Genomic DNA, 15225 nt, shown 5'->3' on the forward strand with positions numbered 1-15225 from the left:
AGGTTATGGGCATCTTGCCGTTCGTCGCCGAACTCGGGCTGATCGACCACCACTGTCATGGTGTGTTGCGCGCGGACAGCACACGGCCGGAGTTCGAGTCGTTGTTGTTGGAGGCCGATGAGGTCTCTCCGCTGGGCGGGTCGGTCTTCGACTCGGCGCTGGGGTTCGCGGTGCGGCGGTGGTGCGCGCCGTTGCTGGACCTGCCCCGGCACGCCTCCGCCGACGCGTACCTCGAACGGCGGAACTCGTTGCACACCGCCGAGGTGTCGCGGACGTTCCTGATGGCGTCGGGGATCCACACGTTCCTGGTGGACGGCGGGTTCCGGCCCGAGTTGTTGTTGTCCGGCACCGAGTTGGCCGGGCTGGGCGGGGGAGTGGCGCACTCGATCGTGCGGCTGGAGACGTTGGCCGAGTCGTTGCGCCCGGACGTGTCGGCCTCTGACTTCGTTTCCGCGGTTCGGGCGGAGCTGGCTTCTGGTGACGCCGTGGGGGCGAAGTCCGTTGCGGCCTACCGGATCGGGCTCGGGCTGCCGGGTGAGCGGCCTTCCGATGCCGACGTCCTCCGGGCTTGTTCTTCGTGGACGGCGGGGCGGTTGGCGGATCCGGTGGTGATCGCCTGGCTGGCGTGGGAGGCGTTGGACGCCGGGCTGCCGTTGCAGTTCCACGTCGGGTACGGCGACTCGGACATCGATCTGCACCTGTGCGATCCGTCGTTGCTGACGCCGTTCCTGCGTGCGACGGCGTCTCTCGGTGTGCCGGTGTTGTTGTTGCACAACTACCCGTTCCATCGGCAGGCCGGGTATCTCGCGCAGGTGTTCCCGCACGTGTTCTGCGATCTGGGGCTGGCCACGCACGGGCTGGGGCATCAGGCGTCACGGGTGTTCGCGGAGGCGTTGGAGATCGTGCCGTACGGCAAGTTCCTCTTCTCCTCCGACGCGTTCGCACTGCCCGAGTTGTACTACCTCGGCGCGTTGCTGTTCCGGCGCGCGTTGTCCGACTTCCTGTCCGATGGACTGCGCATGGACGCGTTTGTCGAGGAAGACGCTCACCGGATCGCGCGTCTCATCGCGTCGGAGAACGCAGCGCGCGTGTACAAACTGTAGGATCCGTTTCGAACTGGCGTTCGAGGAGGGTGTTCATGGGTCGCAGTGCGAGCCTGCCGCGCGGCCTGGTCGATCGATTCCGTGCGCGCGACGGTGTGTGGCCCGACGACACGGGCTGCCGGATGCTGCACGTGGACATGGACGCCTTCTACGCGTCAGTCGAGATCCGCGAACGTCCCGAACTCGCGAACGTGCCGGTGGTGGTCGGCGGCCTCGGCGGCCGTGGCGTGGTGTCCGCCGCGAACTACCTGGCCCGCACGTTCGGCGTCCGTTCCGCGATGCCCACCGCCCACGCCCGCCGCCTGGCACCGCACGCCGTCTACCTGCCGCCGCAGTTCGACCTCTACCAGGAGGTGTCGCGGGGCGTCATGGCGATCTTCCGCGACATCACCCCGCTGGTGGAGCCGCTGTCCCTGGACGAGGCGTTCCTCGACGTCGGCGGTGCCCTTCGCCGTCTCGGCCTGACTCCGGGCGGCGTCGGTGAGCTGATCAGGTCGCGCGTGTTCGCCGACCACGGCGTCACCTGCTCCGTGGGCGTGGCGTCGACGAAGTTCCTGGCGAAGCTCGCCTCAGGCATGTGCAAGCCCGACGGCATGATGGTGGTGCCTTCTTCTTCGACCCTGGAGTTCCTGCACCCGCTGCCGGTATCGGCGCTGTGGGGCGTGGGCGCGAAAACCGCTGCCCGCCTGGAGGAACTGGGCCTGAAAACGGTGGCCGACGTGGCCGCCACGCCGCTGCCGCGCCTGCGCCGCAAGGTGGGCACGGCCCTCGCCGACCACCTCTACGCCCTGGCGTCCGGCGTGGACGACCGCGCGGTGGTCCCGGTCCACCGCGAGAAGTCGATCGGCGCCGAGGAGACCTTCGAGGTCGACATCACCGACCGCTCCCTGCTGCGCCGAGAACTCCTCCGCCTCTCCGAACGCTCGACGGGTTCCCTGCGCGCCAAGGGTTTGCGGGGTAGAACGGTCTCGATCAAGGTCCGCTTCGCCGACTTCACCACGATCACCCGCTCCCGCACCGTCCCGGTCGCCACGGACGTGACCCAGGAGGTCTACCGCGTGGCCGTGGAGCTCCTGGACACCCAGACCCCACCCGGAGCCATCCGCCTGATCGGCGTCCGAATAGAGGGTCTTGACAACGCCGACTCGGCCCAGCAACTGATCTTCGACGCGCCAGAACGAGGCTGGCGCGAAGCCGATCAAGCCGCTGACCAGGCCCGTTCCCGCTTCGGCTCGCTGGCTGTGCGCCCGGCGTCCCTGCTCCGCGAGAGTCCAGAAAGGACAGCGGAGTTCGAACCGAAGCCCGAATGATCGCAACCTGTCCACAACCCGCGAGTTGTCCACAACTTCAGCCTGACCGGCATCCCCACCCCGCCCCCTGCCGCAAGCTGAACCCATGCGCCACCCCATCGACCTGGAAACCCTGGGCACCCTCTTCCTGCACCGAGTGGCCCCAGTGGCAGCCCTGCTCCACATAGGACTGTCCGCGTCCCTGATCGACCAACGCTCCCGCCCAGGCGGCCCCTGGCAACGCCTGTTCCCGAACATGGTCCTGCTCTCCAGAGCGGGCCCGTCCCGGGAACAACTGGTCCAGGCAGCCCTCCTCTACACGGGCGAGGGAGCCATGCTGACCGCCTACGACGCCCTCTACCTGCACGGCATGAGGTCAATCCTCCCCACGGCAGACGCGATCCACGTCCTCGCCCCGCGCAACTCGAGGGCCTGGGGCCACGCCAGCCTGCGCCTGGAACGAACAGACCGCCTGCCCAAACCGGCCATCAGAAGGGGTTTCCACGTAGCCCCGCTGGAACGCGCGGCGGTCGACGCGATCCGCAGAACCCGCTCAATCCCGGACACCAAGGCGATCCTCGAAGAGGTGACCCACTACGTAGGCGTCCAAGCCCTAAGAGCAGAACTGGCCCTGGCCCCGCGCAAGGGCACCACCCTGGCCCGCAAACTCCTGGGCGACTCCCCGGCCCGCCAACTGGAACTGTCCGCCCTGACCCGCCGCCCACCAGCAGTCCCGCAAGCCAGAACCCCACAACCAATCAGCTGACCAAGGCCAGCCCGCACGCCCACAACGGCATGCCGCGCCAGCCACCACCTACCCACCCAGACGCCCGCTCACCCCCCGCTCGCCCGAGCGCGCGCCGCTTACCCACAAGCCAAGCGCCTTTCTACCCGCGCACGCCCGTGCCCAAGCCGGCCGCCCCCAACCCAGCCTCGCACCAGAGCTTGGCCGCGACCCAAGCCCAACCCCTGCCCCAACTCGCGACGCAAGCTCCGACTCAGCCCACGCCCCAGCCGCACGCCCGACTTCAAGCCCAGCCCGCAACCCGGCCCTGAAGCCCAGCCCACGTCCCCGGCTGCACGCCCGACCCCAAGCCCAACCCTCAAGCCCAACCCTCAAGCCCGGTCCTGAAGCCCAGCCCACGTCCCCGGGCCGCCCGCCCGACCCAAGCCCAGCCCGCAAGCCCAACCCTCAAGCCCAGCCCACAACCCAGCCCACAACCCAGCCCTCAAGCCCAGCCCACAACCCGAGCCCCAACACCGACCCCAACCTCAACCGGCGGCCGCCACCAGCCCCAAACTCCCAGCCCGCCCTACCGAACCGGAGCCTTCACCCCACGCCCCTTGGCCATCTCCCCGACGGCCTTCCCCCGAACGCTCAAGAACGACAACCGGGGCTCCTCGAAGTAGTTCCACGGCCCGGCATCCGCCAGCGCCCCCAAAGCCCGGAACTGCCCCACGGCCTCCTCGAACCGCCCCGACTGCATCAGCCCAAAGATCGCATACCCCCGGTCGTTCCGCAGCGCGTGCGTGTCCGCTCCCTCATCCGCCAGCCGGTCCAGCAACGCGTCAAGGGACCGCACGACCGAAGGGTCCTTCCACATGTTCGACGAGGAGTTGTCGGCCTCGTACGCGGCCTGCAGAGGCAGCCCGAGGAACTTCGGCGCCTTGGCCGCTGCCTCCAAGGCGAACTCCAGCGCCAGGACGTCCGATCCGAACCACTTGCGGCACCAGTACTGCAGGGCCTGGGTGTGCGCCGAGTGGTGCAACGGGTCGCGCGCGACGAGTTCGGCCCAGATCGCGCGGAACTCGTCGTTGTCCACCTGCAGGCCGCGGCCGAGCGTCAGCAACGTGCTCCACGGCGTGGGGTCGTCGGGCAGGACCGAGGCGGCGATGGTGGCTGCCTCGCGCGCCTCGAACAGGACGCGGTGGAAGCCGTCGAACTGTTCGCGGGTGGTCTCGGAGGCGCTGGCGCTGCCGCGGATCTCCCACGCCAGCGCCACGAGTGAGCGGGAGTGCACGACGATCCAGTGCGGGTCGCCGGGGCGGGCCTCGATCCAGGCCCGCATCCAGGCGTCGTCCTTGGCGGCGAGGTCGGCCAGGGCCCGGACGACCCGGTCGCGGCGGTCCCAGTCGCCGTCGGTGGCGGCGACCAGGTCGGCGGCGTTCTCCCAGTTGCCGGCTCGGACGTCGTCCTTCACGGCGGCGAGGGCGAGGTCGGCGATGGGGGAGGTGGTGGTCACCTCGTCGTCGGGGACCAGGCCGTAGCGCTCGGGGTGGGTCTTGGGCAGCACGAAGGAGGCCACGACGTCGGTGGGGAGGTCGTCGACGTCCACGCCGCGGCGCTTCGCCTCGCGGATGAGGCGGATCACGCGGACGAGTTCCTTGGGCTTGAAGAGAAGTGAGAGCACCACAGGGTTTCTCCAGAAACGAAGAGCGAGCGTCAGCGCGCGGGTCGGTAGTCGGGGGCGACACCCGCGTTCACCAGAGCGGTGCGCAGGCCTGCGGTGCTGCCGTGGTCGGAGACCGCGGCGTCCAGGTGTTCGGCCATGTCGAAGTCGTGAGAGGAGGTGACGAACGTGGTTCGTCCCAGCCAGTCGAGTTCCCAGCGGGCGAGGCCCGCGTCGGAGAAGGCCAGTGCCACCAACGCGGACAGCTCCGGCAGCACCTCGCCGCGCGCCATCTCGCGGCGGGCGCGGGCTCCTGCCTCGCGGTCGCCCGGCACGTGAGTGCCGAGGTCGGCGAGGTGGCCCGCGTCCAGGGCGTCGAGCACGGTCGTGAGTGACGGCTGCTTGCCGGTCAGCTCGGCGGTCTTCTCCAGCAGGCGCTGGGTGCCGCGGACGACTCGGGCGCGTGCGCCGATGTGGCCGAGCGTGGCCCAGTCGACGCGTTCCTTCGTCGTGGCGTCGGCGACGAGCGTGTCGAGCACGGCGGCGTCGAGCAACGGCATCGGGTCGGCGAGCAGGTCCAGCGCCGGGCGGTCGCCCCAGCCCGACTCCGGTTCCAGGGCCATGGTCTCGATGGCGTCGATGCGGTCCTTCAACGGCGGGTGCGAGTCGTACGGGCCGCGGTCGGGGTCGTGCGGGTTCTGGCGGATCTCCTCCAGCTCCTCGTGGAGCTCGGGGGCGGCGCGCAGGCGGGCGAAGCCGTCGAAGAACGTTGTGGGCAGGTAGCCGAGCTCCCACGCGACGGTCAGGTGGCGTTCGGTGAAGAGGTCCCACGCGGCGTCGATCACCGGCAGTTCGCGCAGTGCGGACGCGGCGGCGGACGAGCCCGCGAGGGTGGCGGAGAAGCGGTCGGCGGCGAACTCCTGGCGCCGGCTGATGGCCTGCGAGACGCGGAGGTACAGCTTGGCGTAGCCGCGGAACAGCTTCGCGATCATGCGCTGGAACCACTTCTCGGTGTTCATGTGGGAACCGGCGCGCAGCATCGCGTCACGGCCGGAGACCACCACACCGGCCAGGCGCGTGTCCTTGTTGGCGTAGTGCCCGAGCTCGTGGGCGAGCACGGAGATGAGTTGCTTCTCGGTCAAGGAGGTGAGCAGCGGCGCACCGATGAACATGCGGCGCTTCAGCACGCGCAGGCCCAGGAAGCGGGTGTCCTCGGAGACGCCGGCGTTCACCGCGGCGAGAATCCTGATCTCGTCCGGCGGGCGGGTGCCGGCCTCGGATGCCAGGCGGCGCACCAGGTTCCAGAGGTCGGGCTGCTCCTCGGGCGTGACGAGGAGGCCGGGGACCTCGGCGCGGACGCGGCGGTCGAGCGAGAGCAGGCCCTTGCCGATCGCGTACACGACGGGCACGACGAGGAACGCGAACTTCAGGCCGACGAACGGCCTTTCGATCAGGGCGTACGTCTCCAGGGCCAGCAGGCCCGCGATCAACCCGAAGGCGAGGACGTAGAAACCGACGAGCAGCGCCACCGAGATGGCAGCACGAAACGAAACACGCATGAGTAGAGCGACCTTCCCCCAAGCCCCCGGTGCCGCCCCCAGATGACGGCAGCACGAAGTGTGCATGAAAGCAGGGTCACGACTCAATCCCGAAATGGCGGATGAGTCCAAACGAACGAGGAGGTGTCAACCAGCCGATCGGCCAGACCTCGTACCGCTGCGGGATGACATCCCCGTGCGCGGCTCCGGCCTTCAGGCGGAGGTGGGTGACGCTCGGTGTCCCTACGGTCACTGGTGCAACACCTCATCGAGCACTGGAGGTACCAGTGAGAGCAGGACAGCGAGGTGCCCGCAGGGGGATCACCGCGCTCGCGCTGTCGGCAGGGCTCGTCACCGCGGGAACGGCCGCGGGGACGACGGCGGTCGCGCACGCGCAGGAGTCCCAGCAGGGGCAAGGGGATCGCAGGGTCACGCTGATCACCGGCGACCGCGTGGAACTGGCGGGCGACCGCGTCGTGCGGGTCGTGCCGGGGCCGGGCAGGGGCAGGATCCCGGTGCGCACCTTCACGCGTGACGGGCACCAGCACGTGGTGCCCGCGGACGCGATCGCGTTGGTGGACAACGGAAAGCTCGACCCGCGGTTGTTCGACGTGACGGCGATGGCCGACTTCGGCTACGACGACGCGCGGCGCGGCACCGTTCCTCTGATCGTGCGGCCGGCGGCGGGCGCGCGATCGGGTGTCACGGCGCTGGCGTCGGCGGAGCAGGTGGCCGGGCTGGTGACGGGCACGGCCGCGAAGTCGGGCAGCGCCTGGGAGTCGCTGCGCGGTGGCGCGGTGGAGAAGGTGTGGCTCGACGGCGTTCGCGAGGTGTCGCTCGACCGCAGCACCAGGCAGATCGGTGCGCCCGAGGCGTGGCAGGCAGGTGTCACGGGCAAGGGCGTGAAGGTCGCGGTGCTCGACACGGGCGTCGACGAGAAGCACCCGGACCTGCAGGGCAAGCAGGTCGCCGAGAAGAACTTCACGGACTCGCCGGACAACACCGACGAGGTCGGGCACGGCACGCACGTCGCGTCGACGATCGCCAGCAAGGGCGAGAAGTACCGCGGTGTCGCGCCGGACGCGGAGATCCTCGACGGCAAGGTCTGCCAGCCCGGCGGTTGCCCCGACTCGGCGATCCTCGCGGGCATGCAGTGGGCGGCGGACCAGGGCGCGCAGGTCGTCAACATGAGCCTGGGCGGCGGGGACACCCCCGAGATCGACCCGATCGAGGAGGCGCTCAACCGGATCTCCCGGGAGCACGGCGTGCTGTTCGTCGTCGCGGCGGGCAACTCCGGGCGTCCGGAGACGATCGGGTCGCCCGGCAGTGCCGAGTCCGCGCTGACCGTGGGCGCGGTGGACCGCAACGACGCCATCGCGTCGTTCTCCAGCCGTGGCCCGGCCGCGGACGGCGCGGTGAAGCCGGACGTGACGGCGCCGGGTATCGGCATCGTGGCGGCCGAGGCCGGTACGCAGGGGCACGTCGCGATGGACGGCACGTCGATGGCGACGCCGCACGTCGCGGGTGTCGTTGCGCTGCTCAAGCAGCAGCACCCGGACTGGTCCGGTGCGCGGCTCAAGGCGACGATCATGGCGTCCGCCAGGGCGAACCCGTCGTTGACGGCGTTCGACCAGGGCGCGGGCCGGGTCGACGTGCCGAAGATGCTGGCGCAGCAGGTGGTCGCCGAGCCGGCGAACATCAACTTCGGGGTGCAGCAGTGGCCGCACGAGGACGACGAGAAGGTCGTCCGCGAGGTCACCTACCGCAATCCCGGCGCCGAGCCGGTCACGCTCGACCTGAGCGCGGACGTCAAGGGACCGGACGGCAAGCCCGCTCCGGCGGGTCTGTTCGCGGTGTCCCCGGCGAAGATCACGGTCCCCGCCGGTGGCGAGGCCAAGGCCACGATCACGGCTGACACCAGGGTCACCGCGGCGGACGGTGCCTACAGCGGCGCGGTCGTCGCGTCGAACGGCCTGCGCACGCTGGTGAGCGTCAACCGCGAGGTCGAGAGCTACGACATCGCGGTCGCGGTGCTCGGCGCCGACGGCAACCCGGCCGAGGACCAGAGCACCGTGTTCGTCAACTCCCAGACCGGCAGGAGCTATCCGGGGTCGGGCAGGAACGTCCGCCTGCCCAAGGGCGAGTACCTCGTGGACACCTCCGTGATCAGCACGGACTTCAAGGTCGCCTTTGTGGTGCGGCCGAAGTTCGTGGTGAGCGGCAAGGGGTCGATCACGATCGACACGCGCCTGGCCAAGCCGGTCGCGTTGAAGACCCCGGACGCGGCGTCCCAGGGCATGATCGGCACGATCGGCTACAGCGCCCAGGTCGCGGGCAGGCCGTTCGGTCACGGCTGGGCGTTCTTCGACGGTCTCGCGGGCCAGGCGTACACGGCCCAGATCGGACCGTCACCGCAGGGCTTCTCGGCGACCATCGCCGAGCAGGCCAAGGGCACGCCGCGCGACGACCGGACGCCGGTCAGCTACCGCATGATGTACACCGAGAAGAGCCTGCCGACCGGCTTCGAACGCACCGCCGGGGCGAGCGACCTCGCCGAGGTGAGGACGGGCTTCCGCCCGGCGGGGGAGGGCCGGCAGCACGGCGTCGCCGTCATGCCGCACCCGGTCGACGGCAGCGGTGGCTTCGCCTGGTTCACCCCGGTCCCCGAGGGCGGCCACGCGGTCGACCTCGTCACGACCGCCACCGGCAAGTGGAGCTGGATCTACGACCGGGTCGGCCCGGACAACAACAACGAGTACTCGACCGAGACGCCCAGCCGTTCCTACCGGGGAGGCAAGAAGTACGAGCAGGCCTTCGGCGCCGCGATCCTCGGCCCGTCGGTCCCGGAAGCGCCCCGCTTCGGCCTCGCGAGGCTGGAGGACCAGATCGCCGTCTTCGTCCCGCTCTTCACCGACAACAACGGCGGCGCGGGCAGGGTCAACGGCGGCACGGCCAAGACCACGTTGTCGCGCAACGGTTCCAAGGTGGGTGAGCAGAACACCCCGACCGCCCTCTTCGACGTGCCGGCCGAGGAGGGCACCTACCGCGCGGAGATCGAGCACAGCCGCGACGCCGAGCTGTCCACCAGGGTGAGCGGCGCCTGGACCTTCAAGTCCAAGCACACCAACGACATCACGACCCTGCCGCTCACCGTCGTCCGCTACCTGCCGAAGCTCGACGACGAGGACACCGCGCACGGCCGCGTCCAGATCGTCCCGCTCAAGGTCGAGCAGGCGGCGAACACGCCGAAGGTCAGGCGCCTCACCGTCGAGGTCTCCTATGACGACGGCGCCACCTGGAAGCAGGCGCAGGTCGTCGGCGACAGGCTGCTCCTGCACCACCCGAAGAACGCCAAGTTCGCCTCGCTGCGTGCCAAGACCACGGACGCGGCAGGCAACACGGGTGAGTCGACCATCATCCGGGCCTACAAGATCGCAAGCTGATCTGCGCGGCCTGGCGAGACCCGCCTGACTGACCCAGAACTGTCAGACCCGCCTGACTGACCCAGAACTGTCAGACCCGCTGAGTAGCATCGGATTCGGGGGGCCCGCCCTCTGCCAAGCAGGGCCTGGGAACCCCCGATTTCGAGCTTACTCAGCGGGTCTGACACTTTCAGGCCCGCCGGTACTGCGCCGGAGATCCCGAAGTAGCCGGGTCCTCGTAGCTGCCGGCCTTCCCGCGGTCGACGTGGAACGAGGTCAGCGTCGTCACCGGCGACGCCGCGTCCCGCCGGTCCCCGATCACCCTCATGTGCGTGGTGAACCGCCTGGGCGTCACCTCGTACACGTCGTAGCCGTACCTGTTGCCCTCGAAGTACTTCAGGTGCGGGTTCGCCGCCCCCATCACGGGCCCGTTCACCGCGTTCCACTCCGGCGAGTACGCGCCGGACGTGACCGAGTGCGCGGTGAACTCGGTGCCGATCACCGGCGATGAGAGGTCGTCGAAGTCCGGGCGGATGTCGTCGACGAACGCCGAGTGCCAGTCGCCGGTGAGCACCACGAGGTCCTTCAGGCCGGACGACGCCACGTGACCCAGCACCTCGCGGCGTTCGGCGAGGAAGCCGTCCCACTGGTCAGTGAAGTAGTAGCCGCCGCCGGTGCGGGCCAGTTGCGAGAGCATGATCGAGTTGATCCACACCTGCCACGCCTCGCGGGCGCCCGAGACGCCGTCCAGCAACCACTTCTTCTGCTCGGCGCCCAGGATCGTGCCGTCCGCCAGGTTCTGCGCGGACCGGTACTGGCGCAGGTCCAGCACGGTCAGGTCGACCAGGGAGCCCCACTCGCGGCGGCGGTAGATCTGCGGTTCCAGGGCGCTGCCGGAGCGGATCGGCAGGTGTTCGTACCAGGCCTGGTAGGCGGCGGCGCGGCGCTTCACGAACGGCGCGGAGCCCTCGGTACCGCTGTAGTCGTTGACGACCTCGTGGTCGTCCCACGTCAGGAACCAGGGGTGGGCCGCGTGGGCGTCGCGCAGGGACGCGTCGCCCTTGTAGAGGGCGTGGCGGCGGCGGTAGTCCGCGAGGGACAGCACGGCGGGGCCCTCGTGGTCGCGCACGTGCTGGCCGCCGACCTGGCCGTGCTCGTAGATGTAGTCGCCCAGGTGCACGACGAAGTCGACGTTCTCCGCCGCGATGCCGCGGTGGGCCGCGTAGAAGCCGTCGTGGAACGCCTGGCAGTTCGCCGTCGCGAAACGGACGCGGGACACCGCGCCGACCGGGGCCGTGCGCGTGCGCCCGACGCGGGAACGCTTGCCCAGCGCCGAGAACTGGTAGTAGTAGGTGCGGCCGGGACGCAGGCCGGACACCGGCACGTGCACGCTGTGCCCCAACAGGTTCGAGGCCGCGACCGTGCCGCAGGCGACCTTCGTGCGCATCGTGCGGTCCAGCGCCACGGACCACTCGACCTCGACGATCTCGGGCAGCGGCTGCTCGAACGCCAGCGGTTCGGGTGCCAGGCGCGTCCACAGGATCACGCTGTCCGGCAACGGGTCCCCGGAGCCGACGCCGAGCGTGAACGGCGCCGGGTCCCACGTGGCGCCCAGGTCCAGTGCGGCCGCGTGGGCCTCGGCAGGGGAGAGGCCCTCGGCCAGCGGCCACACGGTGCCGAGGGCTCCGGCGGCGGCAGCGGCGCGCAGGAGATCACGTCGGTTCAGCATCAGCGGGCCTCCACGGTGAACGAGATGTTGTCCGCGTAGCCGTCGTTCGACGTGCCGCCACCGGATCGGGTCATCTGCAGGGTGACGACCGCCTTCTTGCTGCCGGGCGGCACGGTGCCCCGGAACGTCCGCTCCAGCAGGCCCGTGCGGCCGGAGCGCTCCTCCGCCGTGACCGGGCCGAGCACGACGAGCCCGCGCGGGGTGCCGCCCGCGTCGAGGAACTCGACGGACAGCCGGGCGCCGTCCTGCTGCGCCGCGTAGCCGCCGAGCCACGCCGACACCGCGAACCGAGACGCGCGGCGCGGCAATGTCACGCTCTGTCGCAACGTGCTCAGTGGCGTGTCGCCGCCGCCGAAGAACGACGACCCGCGCTGCGCCGGACCGGGATCACCGGGCCCCGGATACCCCTGGCCCGTGTCGTACCGCAGCACGATCGGGGCCCCCGCGACGACGAGCCAGCCGGTCAGGCCCTGCTCGGCGGCGCCGTTGACGATGAGTTCGGTCATGGGACTGATCCGAGCAAGCGGGGCCGTCCAGGGCGGATCAGGAAGTCGAATCAGGCGTGAACGGAAGGCCACAAGGGGGTTGAGCAAGCCTCACGAAGGCCTCACCACTGCCCCAGGAGGATGATGGTGACAGAACAGACCGTATGAGAAGGCCGACTGGGTAGTCGCCGGGGCGCGCGGATCGTATCCTGGAAGGTGACGTCCCCAGGGGTGGGTCGTCCGCCGGGTTCGGCGCAGACCGAGAACACCCGGCGCCCGCGACCGCTGTGCCGGAGGAGGAACGATGCCACTCTCCGAGCACGAGCAGCGACTGCTCGACCAGATCGAGCGCGCGCTCTACGCCGAGGACCCGAAGTTCGCATCTACCGTACGGGGCGCCAAGTTGCGGCGGCCGTCCAAGCGACGCCGCGTACAAGGCATCGTGTTGTTCGTGGTCGGCGTGGCCGCGCTCATCACCGGCGTGATGCTCCCGCAGCTCTCGATCGCCAGCATCCCCGTGGTGAGCGTCTTCGGCTTCCTGCTCATGTTCTTCGGTGCGCTGATCACCCTGACGACGTTGCGTCGCGGTGACCAGGTCGCCGAGGGCACGCAGGAGGACGGCAAGCCCGCGCGCAGCCGCAGCTCGTTCTCCGAACGGATGGAAGAGCGCTTCCGTCGTCGGTTCGACGAAGAGCAGTAACCACTGATCCACGAGCAACGGGCCCGTCCCCCACAGGGGAGCGGGCCCGTTGCTCGTCCGGAAGAACTCAGACCCCGACCGGCTCGCGCTCCGGCACGTCGGCCACCGGCGCGGGCGCCGGCTTCAGCACCGACTTCGGGAACAGCTTCGCCTTCCACGACAGCGGCGCGTTCTGCCGCAACGACTGCCGCACCGCCTCCAGCGCGGAGGGCAACGCCGGGTCGGCCGCCGGGTTCGGGCTGTACCAGGACCGCTCGATCGCCCCGATGACCGTGCGCAGACCTTCCTTGCCCGCGTCGTCGAGGTTGTGCTCGCGCGCGAGCCTGCGGGCCGCGATCCGGATCGTCTCGGCGGCCGGAACGGGCGCGCCGCGGTCGATCGACTCGGCGATGAGCTCGCCCCACGCCGCCGAGGCAGCCGCCGGACCGAGCCCGGTGACCTGCCGGAGCCGGTCACGCCGGCGCACCGCGCGGATGGCCCCAGGAGTCGCGACGAGCAGCAACACCAGCACCAACGCCGTCAGCCAGTACGACACCCACGCCACCGCGAGCAGCAGCGCGACCGCCCACAGCACGATCGACAGCGGCCCGCTCCACCGCCGCAGCGCCGCGGCGAGACCTGTCGGCGGCGCGGGACCGTCCCCGCCGGGACGGGCCGGGCCTGCCCTCTTGCTCAGCTGCCGGAAGAGCTGCAGGAGCAACGCGAGCGCGACGACGGCACCCACCGCCCACGGGACCCAGTCCCTCGACGTGTCCTGCACGGTCGCGTCACCGATGGCGGCCGTGCCGTCCTCACCGTCGGGCGAGGTCGAGGCCTGCGCCGAGCCGCTCACGGTCGGCGCCGTCGTCTCGGTAGCGGTGTTCGCGGTCGGCACGTCCTCCTGCCCCTGCGCCTCGTTGCGCAGGTACGGCGGCACGATGCCGCGGCCGTCGTCGACCGGCGTCGGGTCGAACGTCATCCAGCCGTTGTTCGGGAAGAAGATCTCGACCCACGCGTGCGCGTCCTCGGTGCTGATCGTCCGGTACGACTGGTCCGGCGACAGCACGCCCGCGGTGAAGCCGATCGCCACCCGCGACGGCAGCCCCACCACGCGCGCCATCACGGCCATCGCGGACGCGTACTGCTCGCAGTAGCCGACCTTGCTCTTCGTCACGAAGTCGGTCAGCGCGTCCCGGTTGACGTCGCCCTGCGTCTTGAGGTCGTACTTGAACTCGGGGCCGTGGAAGAAGTCGGTGAGCTTCGCGGCCTTGTCGAAGTCGTTGGTCGCGCCCTCGACGATCTTCTTCGCGAGGTCCTGGACCTCCTGCTCGACGCCGTTGAACGAGTAGTACTCGCGGTCGACCGCGTTCGCCTGGGTCGGGGCGAGCTGCAACGCGCCCTTCGCCGGCGTCGCGAGCACCGTGTTGATCTCGTACGGCTCCGGCTCGCGTTCCTGCTGGGTGTAGATGACCCCCTTCTTGGGGTCGAACTGGTACTGGTCGTCCGGCGTCTGGATCGAGCGGACCTTGCCGTAGGTCGGCAGCCAGTAGCTCCGCCAGCTGCGCGGCTCGATCTTGATCGTGACGGAGTTGCCCTCGCCCCGGTCGCCTGCCTGCGGTGGCAGCTCACCCCGCGCGGGCCCGCCGCCGGGAGGCGTACCGCGTTCCCAGCCCTTGTTCGGCACGTACTGCGCGAGCGTGGACGCCCGCATGTAGACGGGCTCCTCCTTGGGCATGCCGCGGACGATGAACACCTCGGCCGACTGGCCGCGGTTCAGCATGCCGCGCAACGACGTCATCTCGCTCAGGCCGATGCCGCCACGGCCCCCGCCCAGCGAGCCGTTGCCGGGCAGCCGCCCGACCGTGCCGACGAACGTGAACGCGAACCCGACCACCAGCGCGATCACCATCGCGATCGCCGCCACCGACGTCGCCGACGAACCGGATCCGCTGGCCGAGCCCGACCCGAGACGGCCCCGCCACGCCACGTGCCGGTGCTGGCCGTCGACCGCGAGCAGCATCGCGAACGCCGCCGCGCCCAGCACGAACGTCCAGAAGGGCAGCATCTCGTCGGCGAGCGAAGCGGGCACCGCGAACACGCACAGCAGCACCAGCCCGGACGCAGCCGGAGCCGCCGCGGCCACCGCGAGCGTGTCGACGAGGATCGCCACGAGGCCGATCGCGAGCACCACGAGCGCCTGGATCGCGGGCGACGCGTGCACCGGGGGCACCCCGGTCTGCACCTGCGCCACCGACTCCGCGAGCACGTCGCCGAGCTCGCCCAGCGAGTCAGGGCCGGGGATGAACAGGAAGATGCCCGACCGCGTGTGCAACGCGGTGAGCAGGCACAACAGCACGAAGACCTGGGCCAGGGCCACCAGCGGCGCCGGCAGCCTGGTCGCGCGCAGGAACGCGCCGGTGACGGTGATCGCGACGATCATCACGGCGATCCGGACGAGCCACAGGTCGCCCTCGATCACACCGGACAACGCGGTCGACGCGCACAGCACGGCCAGCGCGGCGATCCACGGCGTCGCCGAGGTGAACCACTCCGGTTCGGCGCTTCTGGCAGGAGCGGAACGGCTCCCCAT

10 protein-coding genes are annotated in these 15225 nt (G+C 70.4%); 5 read left to right on the forward strand and 5 right to left on the reverse strand.

Annotation, left to right across the window (positions count from 1 at the left end):
• Positions 1–5: 5 nt before the first annotated feature.
• From ACQEU1_RS35415 to ACQEU1_RS35425, 3 genes are all read left to right on the forward strand, one after another.
• Complete coding sequence (locus ACQEU1_RS35415) at positions 6–1103, forward strand: amidohydrolase family protein (RefSeq protein ID WP_433210984.1); 1098 nt, start codon at positions 6–8, stop codon at positions 1101–1103.
• A gap of 35 nt (positions 1104–1138) precedes the next feature.
• Complete coding sequence (locus tag ACQEU1_RS35420) at positions 1139–2413, forward strand: DNA polymerase IV (protein WP_433210986.1); 1275 nt, start codon at positions 1139–1141, stop codon at positions 2411–2413.
• A gap of 85 nt (positions 2414–2498) precedes the next feature.
• Positions 2499–3158, forward strand: a complete 660-nt coding sequence (locus tag ACQEU1_RS35425) for a hypothetical protein (protein WP_433210988.1) — start codon at positions 2499–2501, stop codon at positions 3156–3158.
• A gap of 547 nt (positions 3159–3705) precedes the next feature.
• Here the strand turns inward: ACQEU1_RS35425 and ACQEU1_RS35430 are convergent.
• Positions 3706–4803: a DUF4034 domain-containing protein gene (locus ACQEU1_RS35430; RefSeq protein WP_433210990.1), complete on the reverse strand. Its 1098-nt coding sequence runs from the start codon at positions 4801–4803 to the stop codon at positions 3706–3708.
• 32 nt (positions 4804–4835) lie between these two features.
• Positions 4836–6341 carry a M48 family metalloprotease gene (locus ACQEU1_RS35435; protein ID WP_433210992.1) on the reverse strand — a complete coding sequence of 502 codons (1506 nt, stop codon included), beginning with the start codon at positions 6339–6341 and terminating at the stop codon, positions 4836–4838.
• Between the two features lie 266 nt (positions 6342–6607).
• Here ACQEU1_RS35435 and ACQEU1_RS35440 point away from each other — a divergent pair, with 266 nt between their 5' ends.
• On the forward strand, positions 6608–9763 hold the full coding sequence (locus tag ACQEU1_RS35440) for a S8 family serine peptidase (RefSeq protein WP_433210994.1): 3156 nt from the start codon (positions 6608–6610) through the stop codon (positions 9761–9763).
• A 169-nt stretch (positions 9764–9932) separates the two neighbouring features.
• On the opposite strand, the gene ACQEU1_RS35445 is transcribed toward ACQEU1_RS35440, so the two are convergent.
• Complete coding sequence (locus tag ACQEU1_RS35445) at positions 9933–11471, reverse strand: alkaline phosphatase D family protein (RefSeq protein WP_433210996.1); 1539 nt, start codon at positions 11469–11471, stop codon at positions 9933–9935.
• On the reverse strand, positions 11471–11977 hold the full coding sequence (locus ACQEU1_RS35450; protein ID WP_433210998.1) for a hypothetical protein: 507 nt from the start codon (positions 11975–11977) through the stop codon (positions 11471–11473). Before ACQEU1_RS35450 ends, ACQEU1_RS35445 begins: the two co-directional genes overlap by 1 nt.
• A gap of 283 nt (positions 11978–12260) precedes the next feature.
• Here ACQEU1_RS35450 and ACQEU1_RS35455 point away from each other — a divergent pair, with 283 nt between their 5' ends.
• A complete protein-coding gene (locus tag ACQEU1_RS35455; RefSeq protein WP_329789677.1) occupies positions 12261–12656 on the forward strand; it encodes a DUF3040 domain-containing protein in 396 nt (131 codons plus the stop codon).
• 67 nt (positions 12657–12723) lie between these two features.
• On the opposite strand, the gene ACQEU1_RS35460 is transcribed toward ACQEU1_RS35455, so the two are convergent.
• Positions 12724–15225 carry a transglutaminase TgpA family protein gene (locus ACQEU1_RS35460; RefSeq protein ID WP_433211001.1) on the reverse strand — a complete coding sequence of 834 codons (2502 nt, stop codon included), beginning with the start codon at positions 15223–15225 and terminating at the stop codon, positions 12724–12726.

It is taken from the genome of Lentzea sp. CA-135723 (assembly GCF_050936595.1).
Lineage (GTDB): Bacteria > Actinomycetota > Actinomycetes > Mycobacteriales > Pseudonocardiaceae > Lentzea.

Coding starts and splice junctions, on each gene's coding strand:
- ACQEU1_RS35445 (WP_433210996.1), bottom strand. CDS start 11,471: ATGCTGAACCGACGTGATCTCCTGCGCGCCGCTGCCGCCGCCGGAGCC.
- ACQEU1_RS35455 (WP_329789677.1), top strand. CDS start 12,261: ATGCCACTCTCCGAGCACGAGCAGCGACTGCTCGACCAGATCGAGCGC.
- ACQEU1_RS35425 (WP_433210988.1), top strand. CDS start 2,499: ATGCGCCACCCCATCGACCTGGAAACCCTGGGCACCCTCTTCCTGCAC.
- ACQEU1_RS35420 (WP_433210986.1), top strand. CDS start 1,139: ATGGGTCGCAGTGCGAGCCTGCCGCGCGGCCTGGTCGATCGATTCCGT.
- ACQEU1_RS35450 (WP_433210998.1), bottom strand. CDS start 11,977: ATGACCGAACTCATCGTCAACGGCGCCGCCGAGCAGGGCCTGACCGGC.
- ACQEU1_RS35460 (WP_433211001.1), bottom strand. CDS start 15,225: ATGGGGAGCCGTTCCGCTCCTGCCAGAAGCGCCGAACCGGAGTGGTTC.
- ACQEU1_RS35435 (WP_433210992.1), bottom strand. CDS start 6,341: ATGCGTGTTTCGTTTCGTGCTGCCATCTCGGTGGCGCTGCTCGTCGGT.
- ACQEU1_RS35415 (WP_433210984.1), top strand. CDS start 6: ATGGGCATCTTGCCGTTCGTCGCCGAACTCGGGCTGATCGACCACCAC.